Source organism: Radicibacter daui (assembly GCA_030657355.1).
In the GTDB taxonomy this organism is placed as follows: domain Bacteria; phylum Pseudomonadota; class Alphaproteobacteria; order Radicibacterales; family Radicibacteraceae; genus Radicibacter; species Radicibacter daui.
Map to the genome: position 1 here is coordinate 3,466,374 of CP131056.1, position 22,162 is coordinate 3,488,535.

Annotated in this window: 17 protein-coding genes; 12 read left to right on the forward strand and 5 right to left on the reverse strand. The window is 64.8% G+C overall.

Annotated features, from left to right (window positions below):
* Positions 1-59 precede the first annotated feature (59 nt).
* The 4 genes from QTL98_RS16220 to QTL98_RS16235 all read left to right on the forward strand — a co-directional run bounded on the left by QTL98_RS16220 (position 60) and on the right by QTL98_RS16235 (position 4,258).
* Positions 60-803, forward strand: coding sequence for a 5-formyltetrahydrofolate cyclo-ligase (locus tag QTL98_RS16220; RefSeq protein WP_445679509.1), 744 nt, complete (start codon positions 60-62; stop codon positions 801-803).
* Positions 804-876: 73 nt separating this feature from the next.
* Positions 877-1,857, forward strand: a complete 981-nt coding sequence (locus QTL98_RS16225; RefSeq protein ID WP_445679510.1) for an ABC transporter substrate-binding protein — start codon at positions 877-879, stop codon at positions 1,855-1,857.
* On the forward strand, positions 1,854-2,684 hold the full coding sequence (locus tag QTL98_RS16230) for an ABC transporter ATP-binding protein (protein ID WP_445679511.1): 831 nt from the start codon (positions 1,854-1,856) through the stop codon (positions 2,682-2,684). The genes QTL98_RS16225 and QTL98_RS16230 overlap by 4 nt, the downstream gene beginning before the upstream one ends.
* Entirely contained in the window at positions 2,681-4,258 is a 1,578-nt protein-coding gene (locus tag QTL98_RS16235; RefSeq protein ID WP_445679512.1) for an ABC transporter permease, read from the forward strand. The genes QTL98_RS16230 and QTL98_RS16235 overlap by 4 nt, the downstream gene beginning before the upstream one ends.
* A 10-nt stretch (positions 4,259-4,268) precedes the next feature.
* On the opposite strand, the gene QTL98_RS16240 is transcribed toward QTL98_RS16235, so the two are convergent.
* Complete coding sequence (locus QTL98_RS16240; protein ID WP_445679513.1) at positions 4,269-6,365, reverse strand: sensor domain-containing diguanylate cyclase; 2,097 nt, start codon at positions 6,363-6,365, stop codon at positions 4,269-4,271.
* Between the two features lie 461 nt (positions 6,366-6,826).
* Between QTL98_RS16240 and QTL98_RS16245 the strand changes: the two genes are divergently transcribed.
* Positions 6,827-8,509, forward strand: a complete 1,683-nt coding sequence (locus QTL98_RS16245; protein ID WP_445679514.1) for a methyl-accepting chemotaxis protein — start codon at positions 6,827-6,829, stop codon at positions 8,507-8,509.
* Positions 8,510-8,590: 81 nt separating this feature from the next.
* Here QTL98_RS16245 and acnA read toward each other — a convergent pair whose 3' ends face one another.
* A complete protein-coding gene (acnA, locus tag QTL98_RS16250; RefSeq protein ID WP_445679515.1) occupies positions 8,591-11,281 on the reverse strand; it encodes an aconitate hydratase AcnA in 2,691 nt (896 codons plus the stop codon).
* Positions 11,282-11,582: 301 nt separating this feature from the next.
* Positions 11,583-12,263, reverse strand: coding sequence for a glutathione binding-like protein (locus tag QTL98_RS16255; protein WP_445679516.1), 681 nt, complete (start codon positions 12,261-12,263; stop codon positions 11,583-11,585).
* 286 nt (positions 12,264-12,549) lie between these two features.
* On the opposite strand from QTL98_RS16255, the gene QTL98_RS16260 reads away from it, so the two are divergent.
* The 5 genes from QTL98_RS16260 (at position 12,550) to QTL98_RS16280 (ending at position 19,670) form a co-directional block, all read left to right on the forward strand.
* Positions 12,550-12,744 (forward strand): hypothetical protein, encoded by a 195-nt coding sequence (locus QTL98_RS16260; RefSeq protein ID WP_445679517.1) that lies wholly within the window; start codon positions 12,550-12,552, stop codon positions 12,742-12,744.
* 214 nt (positions 12,745-12,958) lie between these two features.
* Positions 12,959-16,453 carry an ATP-binding protein gene (locus QTL98_RS16265; RefSeq protein ID WP_445679518.1) on the forward strand — a complete coding sequence of 1,165 codons (3,495 nt, stop codon included), beginning with the start codon at positions 12,959-12,961 and terminating at the stop codon, positions 16,451-16,453.
* A gap of 126 nt (positions 16,454-16,579) precedes the next feature.
* Positions 16,580-18,076, forward strand: coding sequence for a sensor histidine kinase (locus tag QTL98_RS16270; protein ID WP_445679519.1), 1,497 nt, complete (start codon positions 16,580-16,582; stop codon positions 18,074-18,076).
* Positions 18,077-18,120: 44 nt separating this feature from the next.
* Complete coding sequence (locus tag QTL98_RS16275; protein WP_445682171.1) at positions 18,121-18,531, forward strand: response regulator; 411 nt, start codon at positions 18,121-18,123, stop codon at positions 18,529-18,531.
* 14 nt (positions 18,532-18,545) lie between these two features.
* On the forward strand, positions 18,546-19,670 hold the full coding sequence (locus QTL98_RS16280; protein ID WP_445679520.1) for a sensor histidine kinase: 1,125 nt from the start codon (positions 18,546-18,548) through the stop codon (positions 19,668-19,670).
* Between the two features lie 42 nt (positions 19,671-19,712).
* Here QTL98_RS16280 and QTL98_RS16285 read toward each other — a convergent pair whose 3' ends face one another.
* Entirely contained in the window at positions 19,713-20,099 is a 387-nt protein-coding gene (locus tag QTL98_RS16285) for a tautomerase family protein (protein WP_445679521.1), read from the reverse strand.
* 298 nt (positions 20,100-20,397) lie between these two features.
* A complete protein-coding gene (locus QTL98_RS16290; protein ID WP_445679522.1) occupies positions 20,398-20,634 on the reverse strand; it encodes a hypothetical protein in 237 nt (78 codons plus the stop codon).
* Between the two features lie 247 nt (positions 20,635-20,881).
* Here QTL98_RS16290 and QTL98_RS16295 point away from each other — a divergent pair, with 247 nt between their 5' ends.
* Together QTL98_RS16295 and QTL98_RS16300 are read left to right on the forward strand one after the other, a co-directional pair.
* A complete protein-coding gene (locus QTL98_RS16295) occupies positions 20,882-21,424 on the forward strand; it encodes a GNAT family N-acetyltransferase (protein ID WP_445679523.1) in 543 nt (180 codons plus the stop codon).
* Entirely contained in the window at positions 21,376-22,077 is a 702-nt protein-coding gene (locus tag QTL98_RS16300) for a helix-turn-helix transcriptional regulator (RefSeq protein ID WP_445679524.1), read from the forward strand. The genes QTL98_RS16295 and QTL98_RS16300 overlap by 49 nt, the downstream gene beginning before the upstream one ends.
* Positions 22,078-22,162 lie beyond the last annotated feature (85 nt).

A 22,162-nucleotide genomic window follows, 5' to 3' on the forward strand; every position in this document is an offset into this window, starting at 1 on the left:
TCATGACCATGGCACACGGTTTGCAAAATCTCCTGCATCCGATTACCGAGGCCCTGCTCATGAACAAGACAACCCTGGTTCGCCAGCGCATCTGGTCCCGCCTGAAGGATGTGGCGCTGCCGGACTCCCGTTTTCATCTGAATTTCGCCGAGGTCATCCCCGACTTCCAGAATTCCGGTGCTGCGATCGCGCACATCCTGGCCCTGCCGCAGATGCAGCAGGCAAACTATGTGTTCGTCACGCCTGACAATTGCCTCGCGGAACTGCGCCACCGCCTGCTGGAAGCCGGCAAGACGCTGGTGGTCTCCACCTATGGCATCTATCGCGGCTTCTTCCTGCTCGACCCCAAGGCCATTCCGCCGGAACAGACCCGCTTTGCCGGCTGGCTCGACGGGCTGGAATATTTCGGCAGCCCCATCTCGCTGGCCGAGATCGGGGAGCGCGGCGCCTTTGACCTGATGATTACCGGCGCCTCCGCCGTCTCCACCGACGGCGTGCGCTTCGGCAAGGGCCACGGTTTCTTCGATCTGGAATGGGGCATGTTCACCGATATCGGCGTCGCCACCGACACCACGCCGGTCATCGCCGTCGTCCATGACGTTCAGGTGGTCGAGGACAAGCTGACACCAAGCCCCACCGACATCATCGTCGACATGATCGCGACGCCCACGCGCCTTATCGAGGTGCAGCGCGGATATCGCCGCCCGCACGGCATCCGCTGGGAGTTGCTGACGCCGGAAGCCATCGAGGCAACGCCGCCGCTTCAGGAGCTTCAGCGCGCCCGCGGCCTGCTGCCGGCCTGACCCCGGCCTCCACCCCCGTTTCCCTTCCTTGCCCCCGCCCGCCCCACGGCCCCGCCCGAAAAGGAGTTACCAGATGCAGCACGCCCTTACCCGCCGCACCCTGCTCAAATCCGCCGCCGCGGCCGGCGCCATCGGCCTTGGCGGGGCCTTTACCGGGCGCCGCGCCTTTGCCGGCACACCTTTCACCATGCAGTCGTCCTGGGTGAACGATGCCGAGTTCACCGGCTATTTCACTGCCATCGACAAGGGCTTCTATGCCGCCGAGGGGCTGGACCTCACCTACCAGTCCGGCGGGCCGGATGTGATCCCGGAAAGCACGCTGCTCTCCGGCACGCCGCTGGCGCTCACGTCCCCCGACACTACCATCGTGGCCATCGCCCAGCAGGGCGCCCCGTTCAAGATCATCGCAACCCAGTACCAGAAGAACCCGCTCGGCGTGGTCAGCCTTGCCAGCAACCCGATCCATGAGCCGAAGGACCTGATCGGCAAGACCCTTGCCGTGCCGCCGGTCAACGCCGTGTCGGTGGAAGCGCTGCTGCGCCTCAATGGCATCGATGCCTCCAGGGTGCGCATCGTGCCCTATGAGTATGATCCGACCCCGCTGATCAAGGGCGAGATCGACGCCTCGGTCGATTTCACCACCAACGTGCCCTACACCATCGAGCAGGCCGGCAAGAAAGCGACCTCCTTCCTGCTCTATGATTTCGGCGTGACCATCTACAATGACACCGTCGTGGTGACGGAAGAGACGCTGAAGAACGACCGCGCTTCGCTGGTCAAATGGCTGCGCGCCAGCCGCAAGGGCTGGGCGGAAAACTACAAGGACCCGGCCGTCTATCCGCCGAAATTTGCTGACAGCTGGTTCAAGGGCAATGGCCGCACCACCGAGAACGAACTTTACTTCAACAAGGCGCAGCAGGCGCTGATGGAGCATCCCAAGGGCTTCTTCACCATGGACGAGGCGGGCATCGCCGCGAACATCGAGGCCCTGGGACAGATCGGCATCAAGGCAACCCGCGACATGTTCGACACCAGCGTGCTGGAGGAAGTGTGAACGCGACCGGCCCCGGCCCGCTCGGCGCCCCCGATCCCGGTACCACCCGGCCCGGCGCTGCCGGGCTGGAGCTGACCGGGCTCAGCAAGAGCTTCCCCGCGGCAGCGGGGGAGCGCCTTGTGCTGGACGCTGTCTCGCTGTCCTGCGCCCCGGGCTCCTTCACCGCGCTCATCGGCCCTTCCGGCTGCGGCAAGTCCACCTTGCTGCGGCTGGTGGCCGGTCTTGAGCGGCCAAGCGGCGGGCAGATCGGCATCGGCGGGCTGTCACCGGACCAGATGCGCACCAGCGGCAGGCTGGGCATCGCCTTTCAGGACGCCGCCCTCCTGCCCTGGCGCAGCGTGGTGGACAATGTCGCCCTGCCGCTGGAGGTGCTGGGCAAGCGCCAGCGCGGGCAGGATGCCCATGTGCAGGAGCTTGTCCGGCTGGTGGGGCTTTCGGGATACGAAAAGGCCCGCCCCCGCCAGCTTTCGGGCGGCATGCGCCAGCGTGTGGCCATCGCCCGCGCCCTCGTCACCCGGCCCGACATGCTGCTGCTGGATGAGCCCTTCGGCGCGCTTGACCAGATTTTGCGCCGGGCAATGAATCTGGAACTCCAGCGCATCTGGATGGCGGACCGGCCGACGACGCTGCTGGTAACCCACGGCATCGACGAAGCGGTTTTCCTCGCCGACGAGGTCGTTGTGCTCGGCGCCAATCCCGGGCGCATCGTCGCGCGCATCCCCATCGACCTGCCGCGCCCGCGTACACCGGAGATGATCTACTCCGTCTATTTCCAGACCCTGCAGGGCCAGATCTCCCGCGCCCTTGAGCAGGGAACCGGCCGATGAGCTGGCGAGCCTCGACCCACCGGGCCCTTGCCGGCCGGGAGTGGTTCTGGCCGCTCCTGCTGCTGATGCTGTGGGAAATTGCCGGCCGCTACGATCTGGTGGCCCAGGGGGCCTTGCCGTCACCGGGCGAGATCCTCACCCAGTTCTGGCACGACCGCGCCGATTATCCGCCCCATCTGGCCGTCACCGCGCGCACGGCAACACTCGGCTTTCTCCTCGGCAATCTGGCCGCGATCCTGGCGGCGGCGGCCTTTGCCGTCGCCCCGCGGCTGGAGCGGCTTGCCCGCGGCATCACCATCACGCTTTTTGCCATCCCGCCCATCGCGCTGGTGCCAATTCTGGTCATCGCGCTGAAGGGAGAGGCGCCGCGCATTGCGCTGGCTGCCATTACCGTCTTTTTTCCCACCATGGTTTCCACGCTCCTCGGCCTGCGCACCATCGATCCGCGGCTCAGCGATGTCGTGCACACCTATGGTGGCGGGGCGTTGAAACTCCTGCTCAAGGTGCGCCTGCCCTCCGCCCTGCCCGGCATGATGGCAGGCTTGCAGGTTGCGGCACCCGGCGCGGTGCTGGGCGCCATCCTCGCCGAGTTCGGCAGCGGCTCGCGCTGGGGCCTCGGCGCCTATCTTCTGGGCTCGCTCGGCCAGGCAAACCCTGCCCGCCTCTGGGGCATCGGGCTTTCGGCCACCTTGATGGCAGGCGGCGCCTACGCGCTTTTTGCCCTCCTTGGCCGCCGGCTCAATGTCGACACCGCCGCGGTGACGCTCGCCAGCAACAGCGCGCCCGATCTGATCGGCACTCCCGGCAGCAACAGCCTGGCCGGCCGGCTGTTCTGGATCGCAGCGGCCTGGATTGTCGGCCTTGCCGCCTGGTGGCTGATCATCGCCTGGCTCAACCTCTCCCCCATCATCGCCTACGGGCCGCAGGATGTGATGCGCTATCTCATCACTGGCCCCCGGGCAGCGCAGAACTGGCAGCGGTTGCTGCCGGCTTTCGGCGAGACGGTGCCGCTGGCCATTCTGGGGCTTTTCTGCGGCCTCGCCTTTGCGCTCGTCCTTGCCCTCATTTGCCGGCTGAAGCCCGCCCTCGGCGCCATGATCTTGCCGGCCGCGCTGGTGACCCAGACCATGCCGCTGGTGGCGCTGACGCCGCTTATCGTGCTGCTGCTGGGGCGTACGCTGGCGGCAACGCTCGCCATCACCATCTCCGTCAGCTTCTTTCCCGCCTTCGTCGTGCTGACGCAGGGCCTCGCCGCCGTACCGGCGTCAGCCCGCGAGGTGGTGGCCGTTTATGGCGCCGGCCGCTTCAAAACCTTGCTGCTGATCGACCTGCCCGCCAGCCTGCCGCATCTGCTGACCGCCGCCCGGCTCGGGGCGCCCCGGGCGCTTCTCGGCGTCATGATTGCGGAGTGGCTCGCCACCGGCTACGGGCTCGGCAATCTGCTCAACCGGTCCCGCGGCATGCTGGACTACGGGATGATCTGGTCCGTCGCGCTTTTGTCGGTGCTGGTGGCAATCGCGCTGTACCAGCTGTTTGCCGCGATAGAGCACCTCGTGCTGTCCCGCACCGGCTAGGGCCTGACGCTCACACTCCGCCGGCTACCCGGTTGCGCCCGGCATGCTTGGCCTCGTAGAGCGAACTGTCGGCGCGGGCAAGCAGCAGATCCGGCCCTTCGCTGCGCTCGCGCGCGGCAGCAACGCCAATGCTGACGGTGATCTGCCGCGGTGGCAGGTCTGCTGCCAGGACAATCGGCGGCAGGGCGGCGACGGCGCTCCGGATACGCTCGGCCACCCGCAGTGCACCGCCGATATCGGCCTCCACCAGCATGACGGCAAATTCCTCGCCGCCGATGCGGCCCAGCAGGTCGCCGGTGCGCAGCTGGCCGGCGGTTGCGCGCGCCACATCCTTCAGCACCTCGTCACCCGCCCGGTGGCCGAGGGCATCGTTGATCTGCTTGAAATGGTCGATATCCAGCACCAGCACGGCCATGCGGCTGCCATAGCGCTCATAACGGCCCACCTCGGCCGCCAGCCGCTTCATGAACTCGCGCCGGTTGGCAACGCCGGTCAGATCGTCGGTGGAGGCCAGCAGTGCCAGTTCCTCGCGCGCGGCCCGCAGCATGCGCAGGTCGCGCTCACGCGCCAGTTCATTGCCGATCCAGTCGGCAAAAAGCCTCAGCACCTCAAGTTCGGTCGCCGAGAACGGGTCCTGCCGCGCCGCCGAGGCAAAGAATTGCAGCGGCCCGTAAGGCTCGCCATCCACGCTCACCATGCAGGCAAGATAGGCGCCGACACCGTAGCGGTCGAAGGGGTCGCAGCCCGCCAGCGCACTGCCGGCGACATCATGCACCGCCACCGGTTCGCCGCCCGGCAGCAGGGCGTGGAAGCAGAAACTCTGCTCCAGAGCCACCTCCCGGCCCACCACGTCAGGCCGGTCGATCCCGTGGGCGGCCATGATCATATAACGCTCGCCCTCGATCCGCCCGATGGTGGCCGCCGGCAGGCCGAAATGTTCCGCCCCCAGCGCCATCAGCCGTCCGATCTTGTCGTCATGCGAATGCCGGTAGGAGGAGGCGATCTGGTAGAGCTGCGAGAGCGTGCGCTCCAGCTGGCGGCGCGGGGTCACGTTCTGCGAAAGCACGATGACGGAGCCGATGCCGCCATCCTCCGACCGGCGCGGCACAAAGCTGACTTCCACGTCGCGCAGGCTGGCATCGGGATGCTGGTGCTGGATCGCTACCAGCTGCGCCTTGCCCGTTGCCAGCGCATCGACAAAGCCCTGCCGGACAGGGCCATGGAAAATGTCGGCGGCGACGATGTCGGCGGAGCGGCCCACCATCTGCTCGCGCTTCAGCGCATACCAGGTTTCGGCAACCTGATTGACGAGCAGAATGGTGGCGTCGGGCGCAAGTTCGGCGATCATCGCCGGCATGCTGTCGATAAGGGCCTGGAGGCGCGAGGCCTGTATTTCCGCAAGGCGCTGCACCGCCTTGAGGCTGGTAATCTCGGTATAGACGCTGACCACGCCGCTATCGCGGGTGCGCGTTTCCGACAGCAGCACATGCTGGCCGTCACGCAGCGACAGCTCGATGGGGCCAGCCGGGTTGCGGTGCCTGTCGACCCGCTGCTGCAGCCATTGCGCCTCGTCGGCGGGTCCAAGGTCGTAGGTGCTGAGGGAAAGCCCGTTCTTCACCAGCTCGGCAAAGGAGGCGCCGGGCTTAATGCCCCAGCCGCCATAGAAGATATCGGCAAATCGCTGGTTATAGAGCTGCAGCCGGTCGTCCTCGTCATAATAGGCAAAGCCGACATCGAGCGCGTTGATCGCATCCTCGAACCGCTGGTTCACCCGGCGCAGCGCGCTTTCAGCGGCCAGCTTCTCGCTGATATCGCGCAGGGTGACGACAAAGCCGTCCCGCGTGCCGTCTGCCAGCAGGATGGGGCCGGCCGCCACTTCCATCGGAATGGCCCCCCCGCTCTTGTGCCGGTAGATCGAGATATAGGGCGGCAGCACATCGCGCAGTTCGGCATTGAAGCGCAGCTTGCCTTGCAGGACGAATTCTTCCGGGTTGGCGTAGAGCATGGCCGCGCTCTGGCCCAGCAACTCGCTCTCGCTGTACCCCAGCAGCCGCTCAACGCTGTGATTGCAGAAACGGATGACCCGGTCATTGTCGACAATGATCACACCGTCCGCGACCGCCCTCAGGACGGAACGCGCAACCTGCGAGTCCCTGAAGTAATTCTCTAACGGCAAACGCCGGCTCCTGCCCTTTCCCGGCGATCGCCGCCGGGCCCGGGAATATTAGCAATGTTATGAATACTATAACACACACGACGCGCTTGCTGCGTCCATGTGTGATCGGTTGCAACATTCCTGCAATGCCGCTGGTGCAGAACGGCCCCTTGCACACTCCGGCCCTGTACGATTGGGCCGGCATCCTGACGCCCGGCTTTCACCGCGCCGCTCCGGCTGCAAACGGCCAGACCGGCCGCTCAGTCACAGCCAATAAGTGTGCCCTTACTCGGGATTTCTAAAATTTTCCATATTCATCAAGCCTTTCCCGGTCTACAAAGCAAATCTCAAGACCGGAAATAATATTCGGCGCCTAAATTTGTTTCTCGATCCACCTTTCAGAAGGTGCAGCCATGAAACTTAACGTCTCCATCAAGATCATGTTGCCGATCCTCTTTGGATCTCTCGCTACCTTTGCCGTCTCCTATTACGGGGCGAGCTCCATTGACCTGCTGCGTCAGGCACAGGACAGCGGCGTTGACCAGTATCTTCAGGCCTCAAAAGCGCAGGATGCCTCAGCCATTGGCTTTCGCGCCTATGACGTCATCGCCGACTCCGAGATAAATCGCGACCTCACCCAGACCCGTGCGGACTGGAAAGAGATAAAACAGATCCTTGAAGAAACGGCGCGCAACATTTCGGCCATGCCACTCAACGACAAGGGCAAGGCTGCGGCCCGGCAAGGTGCTGACGCGATAGAGGCGCTGATCGCCACCTTCGAGCAGGAAATGCTGCCGGCGGTCGAAAAGCAGAACGACGGCGCCCTGACCCCGGAAATCAAGGCGATAGACGACAAGATCGACGGCGAAAAACAAAAAATCCGGGAAGCGTATCTGGCGCTCTACAGCGACAAATACGCCGAAGCACAGAAGTCGGACGAACTGTTCGATCTTACCGGCAACCGCATCACGCAGCGGCAACTGCTGATCTCGATAACGGCGAGCCTCATCAGCATTCTCATCAGCTTCCTGATCGCCCGCTCGATCACCGGCCCGCTCAAATCCCTGACCGGCTGCATGGAAAAACTCGGCAAACAGGAACTTGCCGTTGAGGTTCCCGCAACGGACCGCAGCGACGAGCTGGGCCTGATGGCCAGAATGGTCGAGATCTTCAAGGCCAACGCCCTGCGCGTGCAGGCAATGGAACGCGAGCAGGAGGAGCTGGAGCGCCGGGCCGAGGAAGAGCGCCTTGCCGCGCGCATGCACCTTGCCGACAATTTCGAGGCTTCCGCCGGCTCCGTCATCAAGGGCATCGGGTCTGAAATAGCGTCCGTCTATTCCGCCGCGCTTGGTATCAGCAATGGCGCCAGCGAAGCGGCGAAGCAGGCTGCTACCGTTGCCGCCGCGGCCCAGCGCTCCTCCTCCAGCGTGCAGACGGTTGCCTCGGCTTCAGAGCAGCTTGCGGCCTCCATCTCGGAGATCTCCCGCCAGGTTGCGGAAGCCTCCCGGGCCTCATCGGAGGCCGCCGACAAGGCTGAGGATACCAACCGCACCATCCAGGGCCTCGCCCGCGCTGCCGAGCAGATCAACGCCGTGGTCAGCCTCATCAACGACATTGCCAGCCAGACCAATCTCCTGGCGCTCAACGCCACCATCGAAGCGGCGCGGGCGGGTGAAGCCGGCAAGGGCTTTGCGGTCGTCGCCGGGGAGGTCAAGAACCTCGCCAGCCAGACGGCCCGGGCAACGGAGGAGATCTCCGGCCAGATCGCCACGGTGCAGGAGGAGACGCGCAAGGCCGTGGAGGCCATCGCCGGCATTCTGGAAGTGATCCAGTCCGTACGCAGCATCTCGCTTGGCATTTCCTCGGCAGTCGAACAGCAAGGTGCCGCCACCCACGAAATCGCCCGCAATGTTCAGGAAGTGGCGCGCGGGACCGAGGATGTCACCACGAGCATAGAGCATATCTCGAAATCGTCGAACGCCTCGGTCGATGCGTCCGGCCGGATCGTCAACGCGACCGGCAGCCTCAAGCAGAATGCCGAGACCATGAGCGGAGAGGTCGGGCACTTCCTCAGCAACCTGCGATCGGCAAGCTGAGGCGGCAGGCTTCTGTGGCAACAAAAAACCCGCCGGTTCTCACCGGCGGGTTTTCTTTTTTCAAATGGCAGCCTCAGGCGATCACGCAGCCTTCATCAGGTTGCGCAGCACGAAGTGCAGGATGCCGCCATTCTTGTAGTACTCGACCTCATCCAGCGTATCGATGCGCACCAGAAGCTTCACTTCCTCGGTGCTGCCATCGGCGCGGTGGATGGTCATGGTCGCATCCTGGCGCGGCTTGATCTCGTCCACGCCGGTGATGTCGATCACTTCCGTGCCATCAAGGCCCAGCGACTTGCGGGTCATGCCGTCCTTGAACTGCAGCGGCAGCACGCCCATGCCGACGAGGTTTGAGCGGTGGATACGCTCGAAGCTCTCGACGATGACCGCCTTGACGCCCAGCAGGTTGGTGCCCTTGGCCGCCCAGTCGCGACTGGAGCCAGTGCCATATTCCTTGCCGGCGAAGATGACGAGCGGCGTGCCCTCGGCCTGGTAGGCCATGGCGGCGTCGTAGATCGACATCTGCTTGCCGGTCGGGATGTGCTTGGTCAAACCGCCTTCCACACCCGGGATCATCTCGTTGCGGATGCGGATGTTGGCGAAGGTACCGCGCATCATGACTTCATGGTTGCCACGGCGCGAGCCGTAGGAATTGAAGTCCTGGGCGGGGATTTGATAGCTCGACAGATATTCGCCGGCCGGAGCCGACTTCTTGATCGAACCGGCCGGGGAGATGTGGTCGGTCGTCACGCTGTCGCCGAGGATGGCGAGCGGCCGGGCACCGGTGATGTTGGTGATCGGCTTGGGCTCGGCACCCATGTCGTCGAAATAGGGCGGGTTGGCGACATAGGTCGAGGTCGGGTCCCAGTCATAGACGTCGCTCTCGGTGACCTTGATCCCCTGCCATTCCTTGTCGCCCTTGAAGACATCGGCATAACGCTTGCGGAACATCTCCGGCGTCAGCGACTTCATCAGCGTGTCCTGAATTTCGACAGATGTCGGCCAGATATCGGAGAGATAGACGTCCTTGCCGTCCTTGCTCTTGCCGATCGGGTCCTTCGTGATGTCGATCTTCATGCTGCCGGCAATGGCGTAGGCCACGACCAGCGGCGGAGAAGCCAGATAGTTGGCGCGGGTCTGCGGGCTGACGCGGCCTTCGAAGTTGCGATTGCCCGACAGCACGGCGCAGGCAACCAGCTGGTTGTCGTCGATGGCCCTGGCAATCGGCTCGGCCAGCGGGCCGGAATTGCCGATGCAGGTGGTGCAGCCATAGCCCACGAGGTTGAAGCCGATGGCATCCAGATCCTCCTGCACGCCGGCGGCGGCAAGATAATCCGTCACCACCTGGCTGCCCGGAGCCAGCGAGGTCTTGACCCACGGCTTGGAGGTAAGGCCGAGCGCCCGCGCCTTGCGGGCAACGAGACCGGCGGCCAGCATGACCGACGGGTTGGAAGTGTTGGTGCAGGAGGTGATCGCCGCGATCACCACATCACCCTGGGTCAGGCTGTAGTTCGCACCCTCAACCTTGACCGATTTTGAAGTATCGCTCGCGGCAACACCGAACTGCTCGGTCATCGCCTTGACGAATTCCGGCGCGGCGGTCTTGAGCGCCACGCGGTCCTGCGGGCGCTTCGGACCGGCGAGCGACGGCTCGACGCTCGACATGTCGAGCTCAAGCGTGTCGGTAAAGACCGGCTCGTGGCCCGGCTGGCGCCACATGCCCTGCTCCTTGGCATAGGCTTCCACCAGCTGGGCGCGGGCTTCGTCACGGCCGGAGAAACGCAGATACTTGATGGTCTCGGCGTCGATGGGGAAGAAGCCGCAGGTCGCGCCATATTCCGGCGCCATGTTGCCGATGGTGGCACGGTCGGCGAGGGAGAGATGGTCAAGGCCGTCGCCATAGAATTCGACGAACTTGTTCACCACGCCCTTCTTGCGCAGCATGTTGGTGACGGTGAGCACCAGGTCGGTGGCGGTCGCGCCTTCCGGCAGCTTGCCGCTCAGCTTGAAGCCGATGACTTCGGGGATGAGCATCGAGACCGGCTGGCCCAGCATCGCGGCCTCGGCCTCGATACCGCCCACGCCCCAGCCCAGCACGGCCAGACCGTTGACCATGGTGGTATGGCTGTCAGTGCCGACCAGCGTGTCCGGGAAGGCCACCATGCGCTCGCCATCCTTGCGCAGCCAGACGACCTGGGCGAGGTATTCGAGGTTCACCTGATGGCAGATGCCGGTGCCGGGCGGCACCACGCGGAAGTTGTTGAACGCGGTCTGACCCCAGCGCAGGAACTCATAACGCTCGCGGTTGCGCTCGAACTCCACGGCAACGTTCTTCTGGAACGCATCGCCGGTGCCGAAAAAATCCACCATCACCGAGTGGTCGATGACGAGATCGACTTCCGAGAGCGGGTTGATCTTCTGGCCATCGCCGCCCATGCGGACAACGGCCTCGCGCATGGCGGCAAGGTCGACCACGCCGGGCACACCGGTGAAATCCTGCATCAGCACACGCGCCGGGCGGTAGGCGATCTCGTGCTCGCTCTTGCCCTTGGTGCCGAGCCAGTCGACGACGGCCTTCGCATCGCCGGTGGTAACGGAGCGGCCATCCTCGTAGCGCAGCATGTTCTCAAGGAGAACCTTGAGACTGTAAGGCAGGCGGGAGGTATCGCCGATAGCGGCCTCGGCGGCCTTCAGGGAGAAGTAATCATATTCCGCGCCGCCCACCTTCAGCGTGCGGCGGGTCTTCAGCGTGTCGTGGCCAACAGTGCTCATCGTCTTTCGAGGGCTCCCTTTTGGCCCACCCGACGCGAAGGGCTTCGCGAGAGAGCGGGGCTTTGACCCGATTTTCTTGGGCCGGATTGGGGTTAAGCTTCATGTAGTGCAAGCACCCATGGCTCGCCAGCCATCATGAACAGATTTCAGGGCGCATTAATTTCCCTCATGCGCATGTCATCCGGATGACAAAGGACGGCCCAGTGTCGCCCGCCAAGGGAAACCGGCCTTGAACAACCATGCCCGAAAAGAGCGGGGGCCGCGCGAAACACTCCGGCGGCCCCCTCAGCATTCTCCAGCCTTATCGCTGGTTGAAGAGAACTTTCTTTTCCTCGTCCGTCATCGGCTTGGGCGTATTGATCGTCGCTGCCAGCTCATAGGCGCGCTTTGTCGCCGGCCGCGCGGCAATCGCCTCGAACCAGCGCTTGAGGTTGGGGAAATCTTCCAGCTTCTGGCCCTGGCGCTCATAGGGCACCACCCACGGGTAGCTCGCCATGTCGGCGATGGAATAGTCACCGGCGATGAAGTCGCGGCCTTCCAGCTGGGTGTTGAGCACGCGGTAAAGCCGCGCCGTCTCATTCACATAGCGGTCGATGGCGTAAGGGATCTTCTCCGGCGCATAACCGGAGAAGTGATGGTTCTGCCCGGCCATCGGACCAAGGCCGCCCATCTGCCAGAAGAGCCACTGCAGGGTCTCCCAGCGCTTGCGCAAATCGGCGGAGAGGAACTTGCCGGTCTTTTCTGCGAGGTACTGCAGGATGGCGCCGGATTCAAACATCGGGATGGGTGCACCGCCATCGGCGGGCTTCTGGTCCACGATGGCCGGAATGCGGTTGTTCGGCGCGATCTTCAGGAAATCGGGCTGGAACTGGTCACCCTTGCCGATATTGATCGGGATGATCCGGTACTCAAGACCGGCCTCCTCCAGGAACATCGTGATCTTGTGGCCGTTCGGCGTCGTCCAGTAATAAAGGTCGATCATGGTGGCTCCGGCTGGTTTCGGGGCGCGGCCCTGTTTTTGGCAAGGCGCCACTCTAACGCCGCCCCGCCGCCGCTGGCCAGACGGGGCGCCCTGCCGCGCCCTTTCGCGTGGCGCTCCTCACAGTGGGGACCGGCGCCGCCCTCTCCCCTTGAAGCTATGACTCGCCTTGGCCGGATGAAGCCGGTATTATGACGAGCCCGTTTTCTGCCGTTGGCCGAAGCGGGCGACAGCCAGTTGGCATAAAAACTGCTTGGCTGTCAGCAGGATAGGCAAAAGGAACCGTACCATGGATGTCGCAGGCGCCAGCGCCGCCATTCAGGCCTTTCAGCAGGCTCCGCGTGTGCAAGGGGTGGATGCCCCGAACAGCGCGCAGGCCAATGTGAGCCGTGACGACGAGTCGTCGGAGAACGAGAGCGCCAATTCCGCGCCCCCGCCCTCTTCCGCCTCCGGTCGCGGCCGGCTGATCGATATCACCGTCTGATCGCTCCGGCGGGTGACGGCGCGCCCTTTTTGCGCGCCGGCCAGCCGTTATGGCAGCATAAAATCCGGCCCCTCACGGGAAGCCGCCCTGAGGCCCCCCGCCTTGTCACGCGACGCGGGGGTTTTGTTTTGCCGGGAGATAGGCAAACAATGCCGGGAAAGGCCGGCCACCCAAGAGCCGGCAGGAGCCCCGAGGAAACCCCGTCATTCGCCCCGTGCCGCAAAATGCCAGCTGCCCGCTGACCGCGCCCGAGATCAGCGAGCGCGCCCGCTCCGCCACGCCGGCCCGGCTGCCGCGCGTGCAAAGCCGGGGCGCGCTTCTGGTGGCCGATCCGGCAACCCGCCGGCTGACCGCAGCCAGCGAAAACGCCCTGCCCCTGCTGGGCATGGCGGGGGCGGGCGGATTTGGCCTCCGGCTCCTGGGCGAGCTGATTGCCGAGCGCCAGAGCCCGGCGGGCCGCCTTGCCCCCGCTGCCCTCACCCCCGCCGGCCTGCCCTACCTGATCGACCCCTTTCCCATCCGCAGCGCCCTTGACGGGCGCGAGCTGGAAGCGATCTGCCTCAATCATGACGGCCGGCTGCTGGTGGAGCTGCTGCCCGCCCGGGCCGAGGAAGAACGCGATGCCGCCGGACTGCAGCGCGCCCTGCAGCATGCCGCCTCCACCTTTGCCCGCATCAGCCGCATCGACGAGTTGCTGCAGGCCGGCGCCGAGGCCATGCAGGCGCTGAGCGGCTTCGAGCGCACGGTGCTCTACCGCTTCGAGCGCGAGTGGCACGGTTATGTCGCTGCCGAGGCCACCTCCGCCGGGGTCAATCGCCGCTTCGAGGGGCTGCACATCCCGGCAAGCGATATCCCCGAGAGTACCCGCCGGCTCTATGGCGCCACCTTCATCCGCTCCATCGCCGATGTGGAAGCCCCGCCCTCGCCGCTGCTGGGCCCTGACGGCGCGCCACTTACGGAAGCGGTCGACCTTTCCTTCAGCCTGCTGCGCCCCATCTCCGAACGGCACGCCACCTTCCTGAAGGCACTGGAAGTGCGCGCTGCCCTATGGCTGCCGCTCCGGGTGGCGGAGGGTCTGTGGGGCGTTGCCGTCTGCCATGACAGCCGCCCCCGTGCCCTGCCGGCTTACCTGCAGGCTGCCTGCTGCCTGCTCTCACAGCTGCTCGCCGGCCGTATCGGACAGATTCTCCAACGCGGCGAAAATGAAAAACGCGAGCGGGTGCGCACGCTGACCGACCGGCTGCGTGCCGAAGTCCATGACGGCCAGTCGGTGGCAGATGCCGTCCGGGCCAACGAGAAAGGTCTGCTGGGCCTTTTTGAGGCGGATGCGCTGGTCGGCCGGATCGATGGCCATCCGGTCAGCGCCGGCGCGCTGTCGCCGGAGAGCGCCTGCCTGCCTGCGGCGACCGCCGCCATCCACCCGCCGGCAACCGCCACCAACGGGGTGCACATTACCGCCGCCCTGCCCCCCGGCCTGCTGGGCAGCGCGCCGCTCCAGCTGGCCGATGGCAGCCCGCTTACCGGCGGCGTCGTGCTCGCCCTCTCCGACAATGGCGAGGACTGGCTGGCCCTGCTGCGGCGGGCGAGCGAGCGCACCCTCATCTGGGCACATGATCCGGACCGGCCGGAGGAGCGCGACCCACGCCGGCCGGTGAGCCTGTTCCGCCAGCGCGTCAGCGACAACAGCGCCCCCTTCGAGCCGGCGCTCGGCGCCTGCGCCTACATTCTGCGCGCCGCCCTGCTGGAAGATCTCATCTTCCAGCGCCGGCGCCAGACCGAGGCCACCCTTGCCCGCATGGTGGAGGAGCGCACCGCCGAGCTGCTGCGCACCCAGGCCGTCTTCAGCACCATCATGGACGCGACGGACGAGCTCGTCGGCATGGTGGACGCCGAAGGCCGGCTGATCGCGCTCAACCGCCGGGCCTATGCCACCACCGGCATTACCCCGGATACGCTCTCGCGCCACACGCTCGATGCGCTCTGGCCCACCAGCGCGCCGCCCACCCGGCTCGACCGGCTGCATGAGGCGACACGCACCCGGCGCATGCTGCGTTTTGAAGAACGCATCGCCGGCCGCGACTTCGTCATCACCATCACCCCGGTGATCGAACCGGACGGCTCGATCCAGCGCTTTGCCTGTTTCAGCCGCGATGTGACGGATGAGCGCGAAACAGCGCGCGAACTGGAAGCAGCACGCGATGCGGCAGAGGCCGCCAACCGCGCCAAGTCGGAATTTCTGGCCGCCATCAGCCACGAGCTGCGCACCCCGATGACGGGGGTGCTGGCAACCGTGCGCCTTCTCGCTGGCACCAGCCTCACGCCCGACCAGCAGCGGTTCATCGACATCATCCGCGGCTCCGCCCACACGCTGCTCAGCGTGCTGGGAGACCTCCTGGACATCTCGCGCATCGAGGCCGGGGCGCTCCGGCTGGAGGCGGTGCCGGTCGATATCAGCGCGGTGATCGACGCGGTCGCCGGCCTGCTCGAACCGCAGGCGGCCGAGCGCAAGGTTACCCTTTCCTGCGAGCTCCCCAAAGGGCCGGGCCGGCGCGTGCTGGGCGATCCTGCCCGCCTGCAGCAAATCGCCTTCAACCTCGTCGGCAACGCCATCAAATTTTCCGCCGGCGGCGAAGTGGCGGTATCGCTGACCGCGGAGACGGCAGGCAAACAGGCCGTCGCGCTGACACTGACGGTCAGCGATACCGGGATTGGCATGGACGACGCGTTGCTGGCACGCCTCTTCCAGCCCTTCACCCAGGCTGACGCCTCCACCAGCCGGCGCTTCGGCGGTACCGGTCTCGGCCTTTCCATCACCAAGCGCCTTGTCGATGCCATGGGCGGCAGCATCATCGTGGCCAGCAAACCCGGAGCCGGCAGCCGCTTTACCGTCAGCCTGACCTTGCCGCTGGCGGGCCTTTCGAGCCGCGCGCGCGGGAAAACGGACGGCGCTCTTCCCACACTGCGCCCGCTCAGCCTGCTGCTGGTCGACGACAATCCGGTCAATCTCGATCTGGTGCGCCTGTTGCTGGCGGCCGACGGCCATAGGGTCAAAAGCTGCCAGAACGGGCCGGAAGCGCTGGCCTGGCTGGCGGACCATCATTGCGATGCCGTGCTGCTTGACCTGCACATGCCGGAGATGGACGGCTTTACCGTTGCCCGCACAATCCGCAATTCCGCCGGGCCGCACCGCGATGTTATCATTCTGGCGCTCAGTGCCGACGGGATGGACACCACCCGCCAGCGCGCCCGCGAAGCCGGCTTCGACGCACTCCTGCCCAAACCTTTCGAGCCAGAGGACCTGACCCAGCTCATGATCGATCTCGGCCTCAACAACAGCCCCGACGATAACGAAGGTCCGGAAAAGGCCGATTTCACCGCCGTTCCCGTCATCGACCCCTCGCGCCTTGCCCGGCTGACCCGCGCCGCCGGCGCTGACGAGGCGCGCGCCGTGCTCGGCCGTTATCTGGAAACGGCAACCCAGGGGCTGGAAGGCATGCGGGAAGCCTTCGCCACCGGCGACGGCACCTCCCTGCGCGAGATCGCCCATGACATGCGCGGTGCCATGGCCAATATCGGCCTCACCCGCCTCAGTGAAATCGCCTCCGCCCTGCATGACGAGGTGGGCGGCAGCGAACTGGCCGAGGCGCTGATTGCCGAATTCGCCAGTGCCCTTGCCGAAAGCGAAGCGGCGACAGCCAAGCTCGGCTGAAAAAATCGCCATCCCGGCAAATTTTTTGGAACCAAATCACATTCCCGGTTGTTCCTGTGGGTCAAGTTCTGTCCTGCCACCGTCCGGCAGCGCCCTCCCTTTGTTGAACCCGAGGAAAAGACGTCCGTGTTCAAGGCTTTCCGACTGCCGCGACAGCTTATTCTGCTGACGGTCGGTTTCGTTACCCTTGTGGTCTCCAGCCTCGTGACGGTGTGGCTGGTGCAGGAGAACCGCCGCCAGGCCGAAGAAGTCGCGCGTACACTCGATATCGAGAACGATATCAATGAGCTGAAGGTCATCTTCCGCCGCGCCGAAAGCACGCAGCGCGGTTTCCTGCTGACCGAGGACGACCAGTATCTCGCCTTCTTCGACCGGCTGTTGACCGCCCTGCCCCGGCGCACCGACGAGCTGAAGGCCAAACTCGGCGACCTGCCCGAACACAAGGCCGCGTTTGAGACACTGGTTCCCATCGTCGCCGCCAAGGTTGACGAGATGCGCAAGACGGTGGAACTGCAGCAGGCTGGCCGCCATGCCGAGGCGCTCGCCGTCGTGAACACCGATGCCGGCCTCAAGCTCGCCGACCAGTTCACCCAGATTACCAACAACATACGCGACATCGAGCAGCAGCGTTTCGAGGCGCTGTCGCTCAAGGCCCAGCAGACCGGTTATCTGCTGCTCTTCATCGGCCTTTCCGGCTCGCTGCTGATCTGCGCGCTCGCCGGACTTTCTTTCTATGAAACGCGGCGCAATTACCGGGCGCTGGCGATGGCGCATGATGCCCTCGCCGCGATGAATGCGGGCCTTGAGGAGAGGGTGAAGGAGCGCACGGCGGAGCTGCAGGAGGCCAACGAGGAAATCCAGCGCTTCGCCTACATCGTCAGCCACGATCTGCGCTCGCCGCTCGTCAATATCATGGGCTTTACCAGCGAGCTGGAGGCACTGAAGGGCGATCTTCTGGCCTGGGCGCAGGAAACCCGCGGCCAGCCCCAGGGCGAGACCGCCATGGTTGCCGCGGGAGAAACCGGAGAGCTTGATCCGCGCGGCACCAGCCTGGCCCGCGATTTCGATGACTCGCTCGGCTTCATCAAATCCGCCATCGCCAAGATGGACCGTCTCATCAACGCCATCCTCAAGCTGTCGCGCGCCGGTCGCCGCGAGTTCCGGCCCGAGCCGATCGATCTGGACGAGACGCTGCGCACCATCCTCTCCGCGGCCACCCACCAGATCGAGGAAGCCGGCGCCACCGTGATTGCCGGGGCCCTGCCCAAGCTCACCAGCGACCGGCTGGCCATCGAACAGATCTTCTCCAATCTCGTCGACAACGCGCTCAAATACATGCGCGCCGGCGTGCCGGGCGAAGTTTCCATCCGCTCCACCCAGCGCTCCGGCTATGCCATCATCGAAGTGGCCGACAACGGCCGCGGCATTGCCGCGAAGGACCGCGAGCGCATCTTCGAGCTCTTCCGCCGCTCCGGCGTGCAGGACCGCCCCGGCGAAGGCATCGGCCTTGCCCATGTGCGTACGCTGGTGCGCGGCCTCGGCGGGCGCATCAGCGTCGACAGCGAACTAGGCAAAGGCAGCACCTTTACCGTTACCCTGCCCCTTTCGTGGAAAGGGGCCTGACCCATGGAGCCAATCAAGTGAACCAGCAAACCGTCACGATCATCATGATCGAGGATGACGAAGGCCACGCCCACCTCATTGAAAAGAACATCCGCCGGGCGGGCGTGAACAACGAGATCCTTGCCTTCACCAACGGCACCAGCGCCATGGACTTCCTCTTCGGCGCCGATGGCAGCGGCACGGTCAGCGAAGGCCGCGCTCTGCTGATCCTGCTCGATCTCAACCTGCCGGACATGACCGGCGTCGAGATCCTGCAGAAGGTGAAGGAGAACCCGCATCTCAAGGGCACGCCGGTGGTGGTGCTGACCACGACCGACGACAAGCTGGAGATCAAGCGGTGTTACGATCTCGGCTGCAACGTCTACATCACCAAGCCGGTGAATTACGAAAATTTCGCCAATGCCATCCGGCAGCTTGGCCTGTTCTTCTCCGTGATCCAGGTTCCGGAGGCCTAAGGCAATTGGACAGCGTGCGCCCGCGGGTCCTTTACATCGATGACGATCCCGGCCTTGCCCGGCTGGTCCAGCGCGACCTTGGCCGCGCCGGTTATGAGGTCGAGACGGTCGGCAACGGCCGGGCGGGGCTGGAACGCCTTGCCCGCCGCGGCATCGATGTCATCGCCCTCGACCATTACATGCCGGAGCTGGACGGGCTGGAGACTCTGGCGGAAATCCGCAAGCTGCCGGACCCGCCACCGGTCATCTATGTAACCGGCACGTCTGAAGGGCGCGTGGCGGTGTCCGCGCTCAAGGCCGGCGCGGTAGATTACGTGATCAAGGAAGTGGATGGCGAGTTCCTGCCGCTGCTACGTGCCGCCGTCGGCGCCGCACTGAACGGCCAGGAGATGCGCCGCGCCAAGGAGCGGGCGGAGGCCGAGCTGCGTGCCCAGCGCGACCGGTTCGAGGCGCTTGCCAACGAGCGTGCGCTGCTGATGAGCGAGATGAACCACCGTGTCGGCAACAGCCTGCAACTGGTGGTCTCCCTGCTCAGCATGCAGGCCCACGCCTCCCAGGACGACGTGCTGCGCGAAGCGCTGCGCTCGGTCATCAAGCGCCTCAGCGCCATCGCCCACGTCCATCGCCGGCTCTATGGTGGCGGGGACGTACAGAGCATCTGCCTGCGCAGCTATCTCGGCTCGCTGGTGGAGGATGTCAGCGTTACCCTTTCCGGTGACCAGACCAGCCACAAGATCGAGCTGATGGCCGAGCCGGTCTCAACCTCGCCCGACAGCGCGGTGGCCATCGGCGTCATCGTGACCGAGCTTCTTATCAACGCGATGAAGTACGCCTACCCCGGCGGTCAAGGCGGCCCCATCCGCGTGCGGCTTTATCGCCGCGGCGACAGGGCCGAAGCCCTGCTGATCGTGGAGGATGACGGCATCGGCTCTTCCGGCACCGCGCAGCAAGCCCCGAAGGGCATGTCCGCCGGCCTTGGCCAGAAGATCATCGCAGCGATGGCCTCCAAGCTGGAGGCCGAGCTGGAGCGGGATGAAAGCCATGCCGGAACCCGCGTTCTGGTGCGGTTTCCACTGACGGAAGCCGACACCGGCATGGTGGAGGCTGAAGCTGAGGCCGAGAGGGCCGGCGCTGCCTGAGCCCTCCTTCGCCACCGCCTGGCTGACCGCCGCGAACTCCACTCACACCACATCGAAGGCAAGCGCCAGCTCGTCTCCATGCTGGCCCCGGCGCATCCAGTTTGCTGACGGTGCCTCGATCAGCACGATCTCGATATCGGCGGCGCCAATACCGGTCGCCGCTTCCACCGCATCGCTCAGAGCGCGCGTCAGGCGCTTGCGGAGCGCGGCGGGATGGCCGGTCATGAGCTGCACTTCAACAATCAGGTAGTTTTCGCTGCGGTCGGCGGGGAAGATGAAGCTTTCATCATCCAGCGGCAGGAAGCGCTGCAGGCGCGGGCCGGCTTCTTCTTCCAGCACACCCACCAGGGCGGCATGCACGGCATCGGAGAGAGCGGTGCGATGGCGCGCCAGCACGGGAGCAAGCGCGTAGATCTTTGTCTGTGTCATGGCCTTCGGGCCTCCTTTTCGCGGGCGATTGCCGCGTTTGTCAGGAGTGCCGCCATGAAGTCAGTTTCGGGAAAGTGAACCCCACCTTTGTCCCGCCGCCGCTTCCTGGCGGCACCGGTGGGAGTTTCTTGTCAGGAAAACACCACGTAAGCCGCTCACCGAAAGGCGAGATGCCACGTAAAATAATAGTTCGGGACAAGGCGTGCGTTTTCCATGGACCGGATGATGTCGCGCCCGGCGAGCGGCGTCAACGCTGTTAATGCCGCGGGGCCGCAAGAGCGCGGACTGGCACCGACGGTCAGCGGCGCGGATCGTCGCTTTTGTCGAGGAAGCGGTCGAGCGCCTGCAGCAGCTCGGTGCAACCATCCAGCTCAAGCATCAATTTTTGCGTCCGGTTTACCTGGCCGCCATCGGCAAGATCATCCATGGCGATGTGACGCAAACGCTGGACTCGTGCCCGGATACGCTGGACGAGCATGTGGCCCTGGGTGGCCGACAGCTCCGGCTTGTGGGTTTCATTCGCCGTTTTCGCCATCAATCCGGCAAGGATTGGTGTTGCTATATCGTTTTCTGGCATTATCCGCGCCCGGTTCGTTGCCATTTTTCGTATAACAAGTGTGGTTCAACATCACTCAAAAAGGGAATGTAGTAATTTTACTATACACAAAAAGTTCATTCTTTCCGTAAGCAGTTGATTCATTACGGAAATCCATCACTCGCGAGTATGCAACTTTTCCCAGACAATCTCTCCCCGTGGACTCAAATCTTGCGGGAGAAAATCCATGCAGACCTTACTGACCGTATCATTGGTAACAACCGTCACCGACCTGATGGCAGCGCTGGAGCTGCGGCGACAGGTCTTCGTGATAGAAAAGGGGCGCGCCGCCAAGAATGATGGAAACGATCTGCTGTGCGCGCATCTGCTGGCCCGCCAGGGAGACATGGTTGTCGGCACCTGCCGCCTCAGGCCCTTCGGTTGGGGATGTTATCTTGAGCAACTCTGCATCACGCCGGATGCCCGGCGCGGCATCCGCGTCCTGCGGGCGCTTACCGACGAGGCGATCCGCTACGCGGCCCTCAAGGGGCATCAGGCAATCTATGGTGAGGTACATCCGGACCTTGACCAGTTCTGGACCCGGCGCGGCGCCTCACCCGACGGCTTCGCCATCGAGGGGGACGGCGTGCTCTATCGCCGCTATCGCCTGCCCCTGCCCCATCTGCAGGAAGCCGATCAGCTGTTCGGCGATCTCGCCAGTCTTGAGCAGTGCGAGGCGTCATGGCTGAGTACCTTCCCGGCGGCAACATCCCAAACAGCCGCCGCGTAATTGCCGCTCTTACCCGATGGGCTGAAGGTGTCGGGGCCTTTGCCATCGCCCTTCAGGCCTATCGGGCACGCAGCACCAGCGTCTGGGATGGCTTTCCGGCCGGTTTCTGGGAAGGGTACTCCCTTGGCCAGCAGGACATGGACCGTGTCTGTGCTGTCGCCAACGCCATGCGCATCGGCTGGACCAGTTACGCCTGGCAGGAAGCCTGGGGGGCGCTGGCCGGCAGCGGATCGCCGCTGGAAGCGCGGCGCTATTTTGAATCCTACGGCATGAGGGACGGGCTTACCTTCGTCATCAGCCGTGCCCGCTCCCGCATCGGCCTCTATATGGCCTTTGCCGAACCGGTGGATGATGCCCGGCGCGCCGCCATAGAAAAGCGGGCCTTTGCGCGTCTTTTAAGAGTGCAGGAAGAAGATCTGGGCCCGCCCAGCTTTACCTTCGCGACCAATCTCGGCCGCCTGTCGGAGGCGGAGCAACGATTGATGATCCGCCAGATCCTGGAACCGGAGGCCGACGACCATCAGCTGGGAACCGGCCTCGGCATCTCGCTGCGCACCGTGCAGGCAACCAAAAGCCGGGCCTTCAAACGGCTCAATTGCCGCTCCTGGGCGGAAGCCGTCATGCTGTGTCGCATGGGCTGGCGCGCGGGGTGAGAATGTTCCAGGGGGTCTTTTCTACAAATGCCAAGAGAACCGCTCTCAGCGGCAGCCCCCGGGCAAAACAATAGTCCAGATGAAT

Excerpts from the sequence above, each read along its gene's own strand:
- QTL98_RS16220 (WP_445679509.1), top strand. The coding sequence starts at position 60 with ATGAACAAGACAACCCTGGTTCGCCAGCGCATCTGGTCCCGCCTGAAG.
- QTL98_RS16225 (WP_445679510.1), top strand. The coding sequence starts at position 877 with ATGCAGCACGCCCTTACCCGCCGCACCCTGCTCAAATCCGCCGCCGCG.
- QTL98_RS16235 (WP_445679512.1), top strand. The coding sequence starts at position 2,681 with ATGAGCTGGCGAGCCTCGACCCACCGGGCCCTTGCCGGCCGGGAGTGG.
- QTL98_RS16245 (WP_445679514.1), top strand. The coding sequence starts at position 6,827 with ATGAAACTTAACGTCTCCATCAAGATCATGTTGCCGATCCTCTTTGGA.
- acnA (WP_445679515.1), bottom strand. The coding sequence starts at position 11,281 with ATGAGCACTGTTGGCCACGACACGCTGAAGACCCGCCGCACGCTGAAG.
- QTL98_RS16255 (WP_445679516.1), bottom strand. The coding sequence starts at position 12,263 with ATGATCGACCTTTATTACTGGACGACGCCGAACGGCCACAAGATCACG.
- QTL98_RS16260 (WP_445679517.1), top strand. The coding sequence starts at position 12,550 with ATGGATGTCGCAGGCGCCAGCGCCGCCATTCAGGCCTTTCAGCAGGCT.
- QTL98_RS16275 (WP_445682171.1), top strand. The coding sequence starts at position 18,121 with ATGATCGAGGATGACGAAGGCCACGCCCACCTCATTGAAAAGAACATC.
- QTL98_RS16285 (WP_445679521.1), bottom strand. The coding sequence starts at position 20,099 with ATGACACAGACAAAGATCTACGCGCTTGCTCCCGTGCTGGCGCGCCAT.
- QTL98_RS16290 (WP_445679522.1), bottom strand. The coding sequence starts at position 20,634 with ATGGCGAAAACGGCGAATGAAACCCACAAGCCGGAGCTGTCGGCCACC.
- QTL98_RS16295 (WP_445679523.1), top strand. The coding sequence starts at position 20,882 with ATGCAGACCTTACTGACCGTATCATTGGTAACAACCGTCACCGACCTG.
- QTL98_RS16300 (WP_445679524.1), top strand. The coding sequence starts at position 21,376 with ATGGCTGAGTACCTTCCCGGCGGCAACATCCCAAACAGCCGCCGCGTA.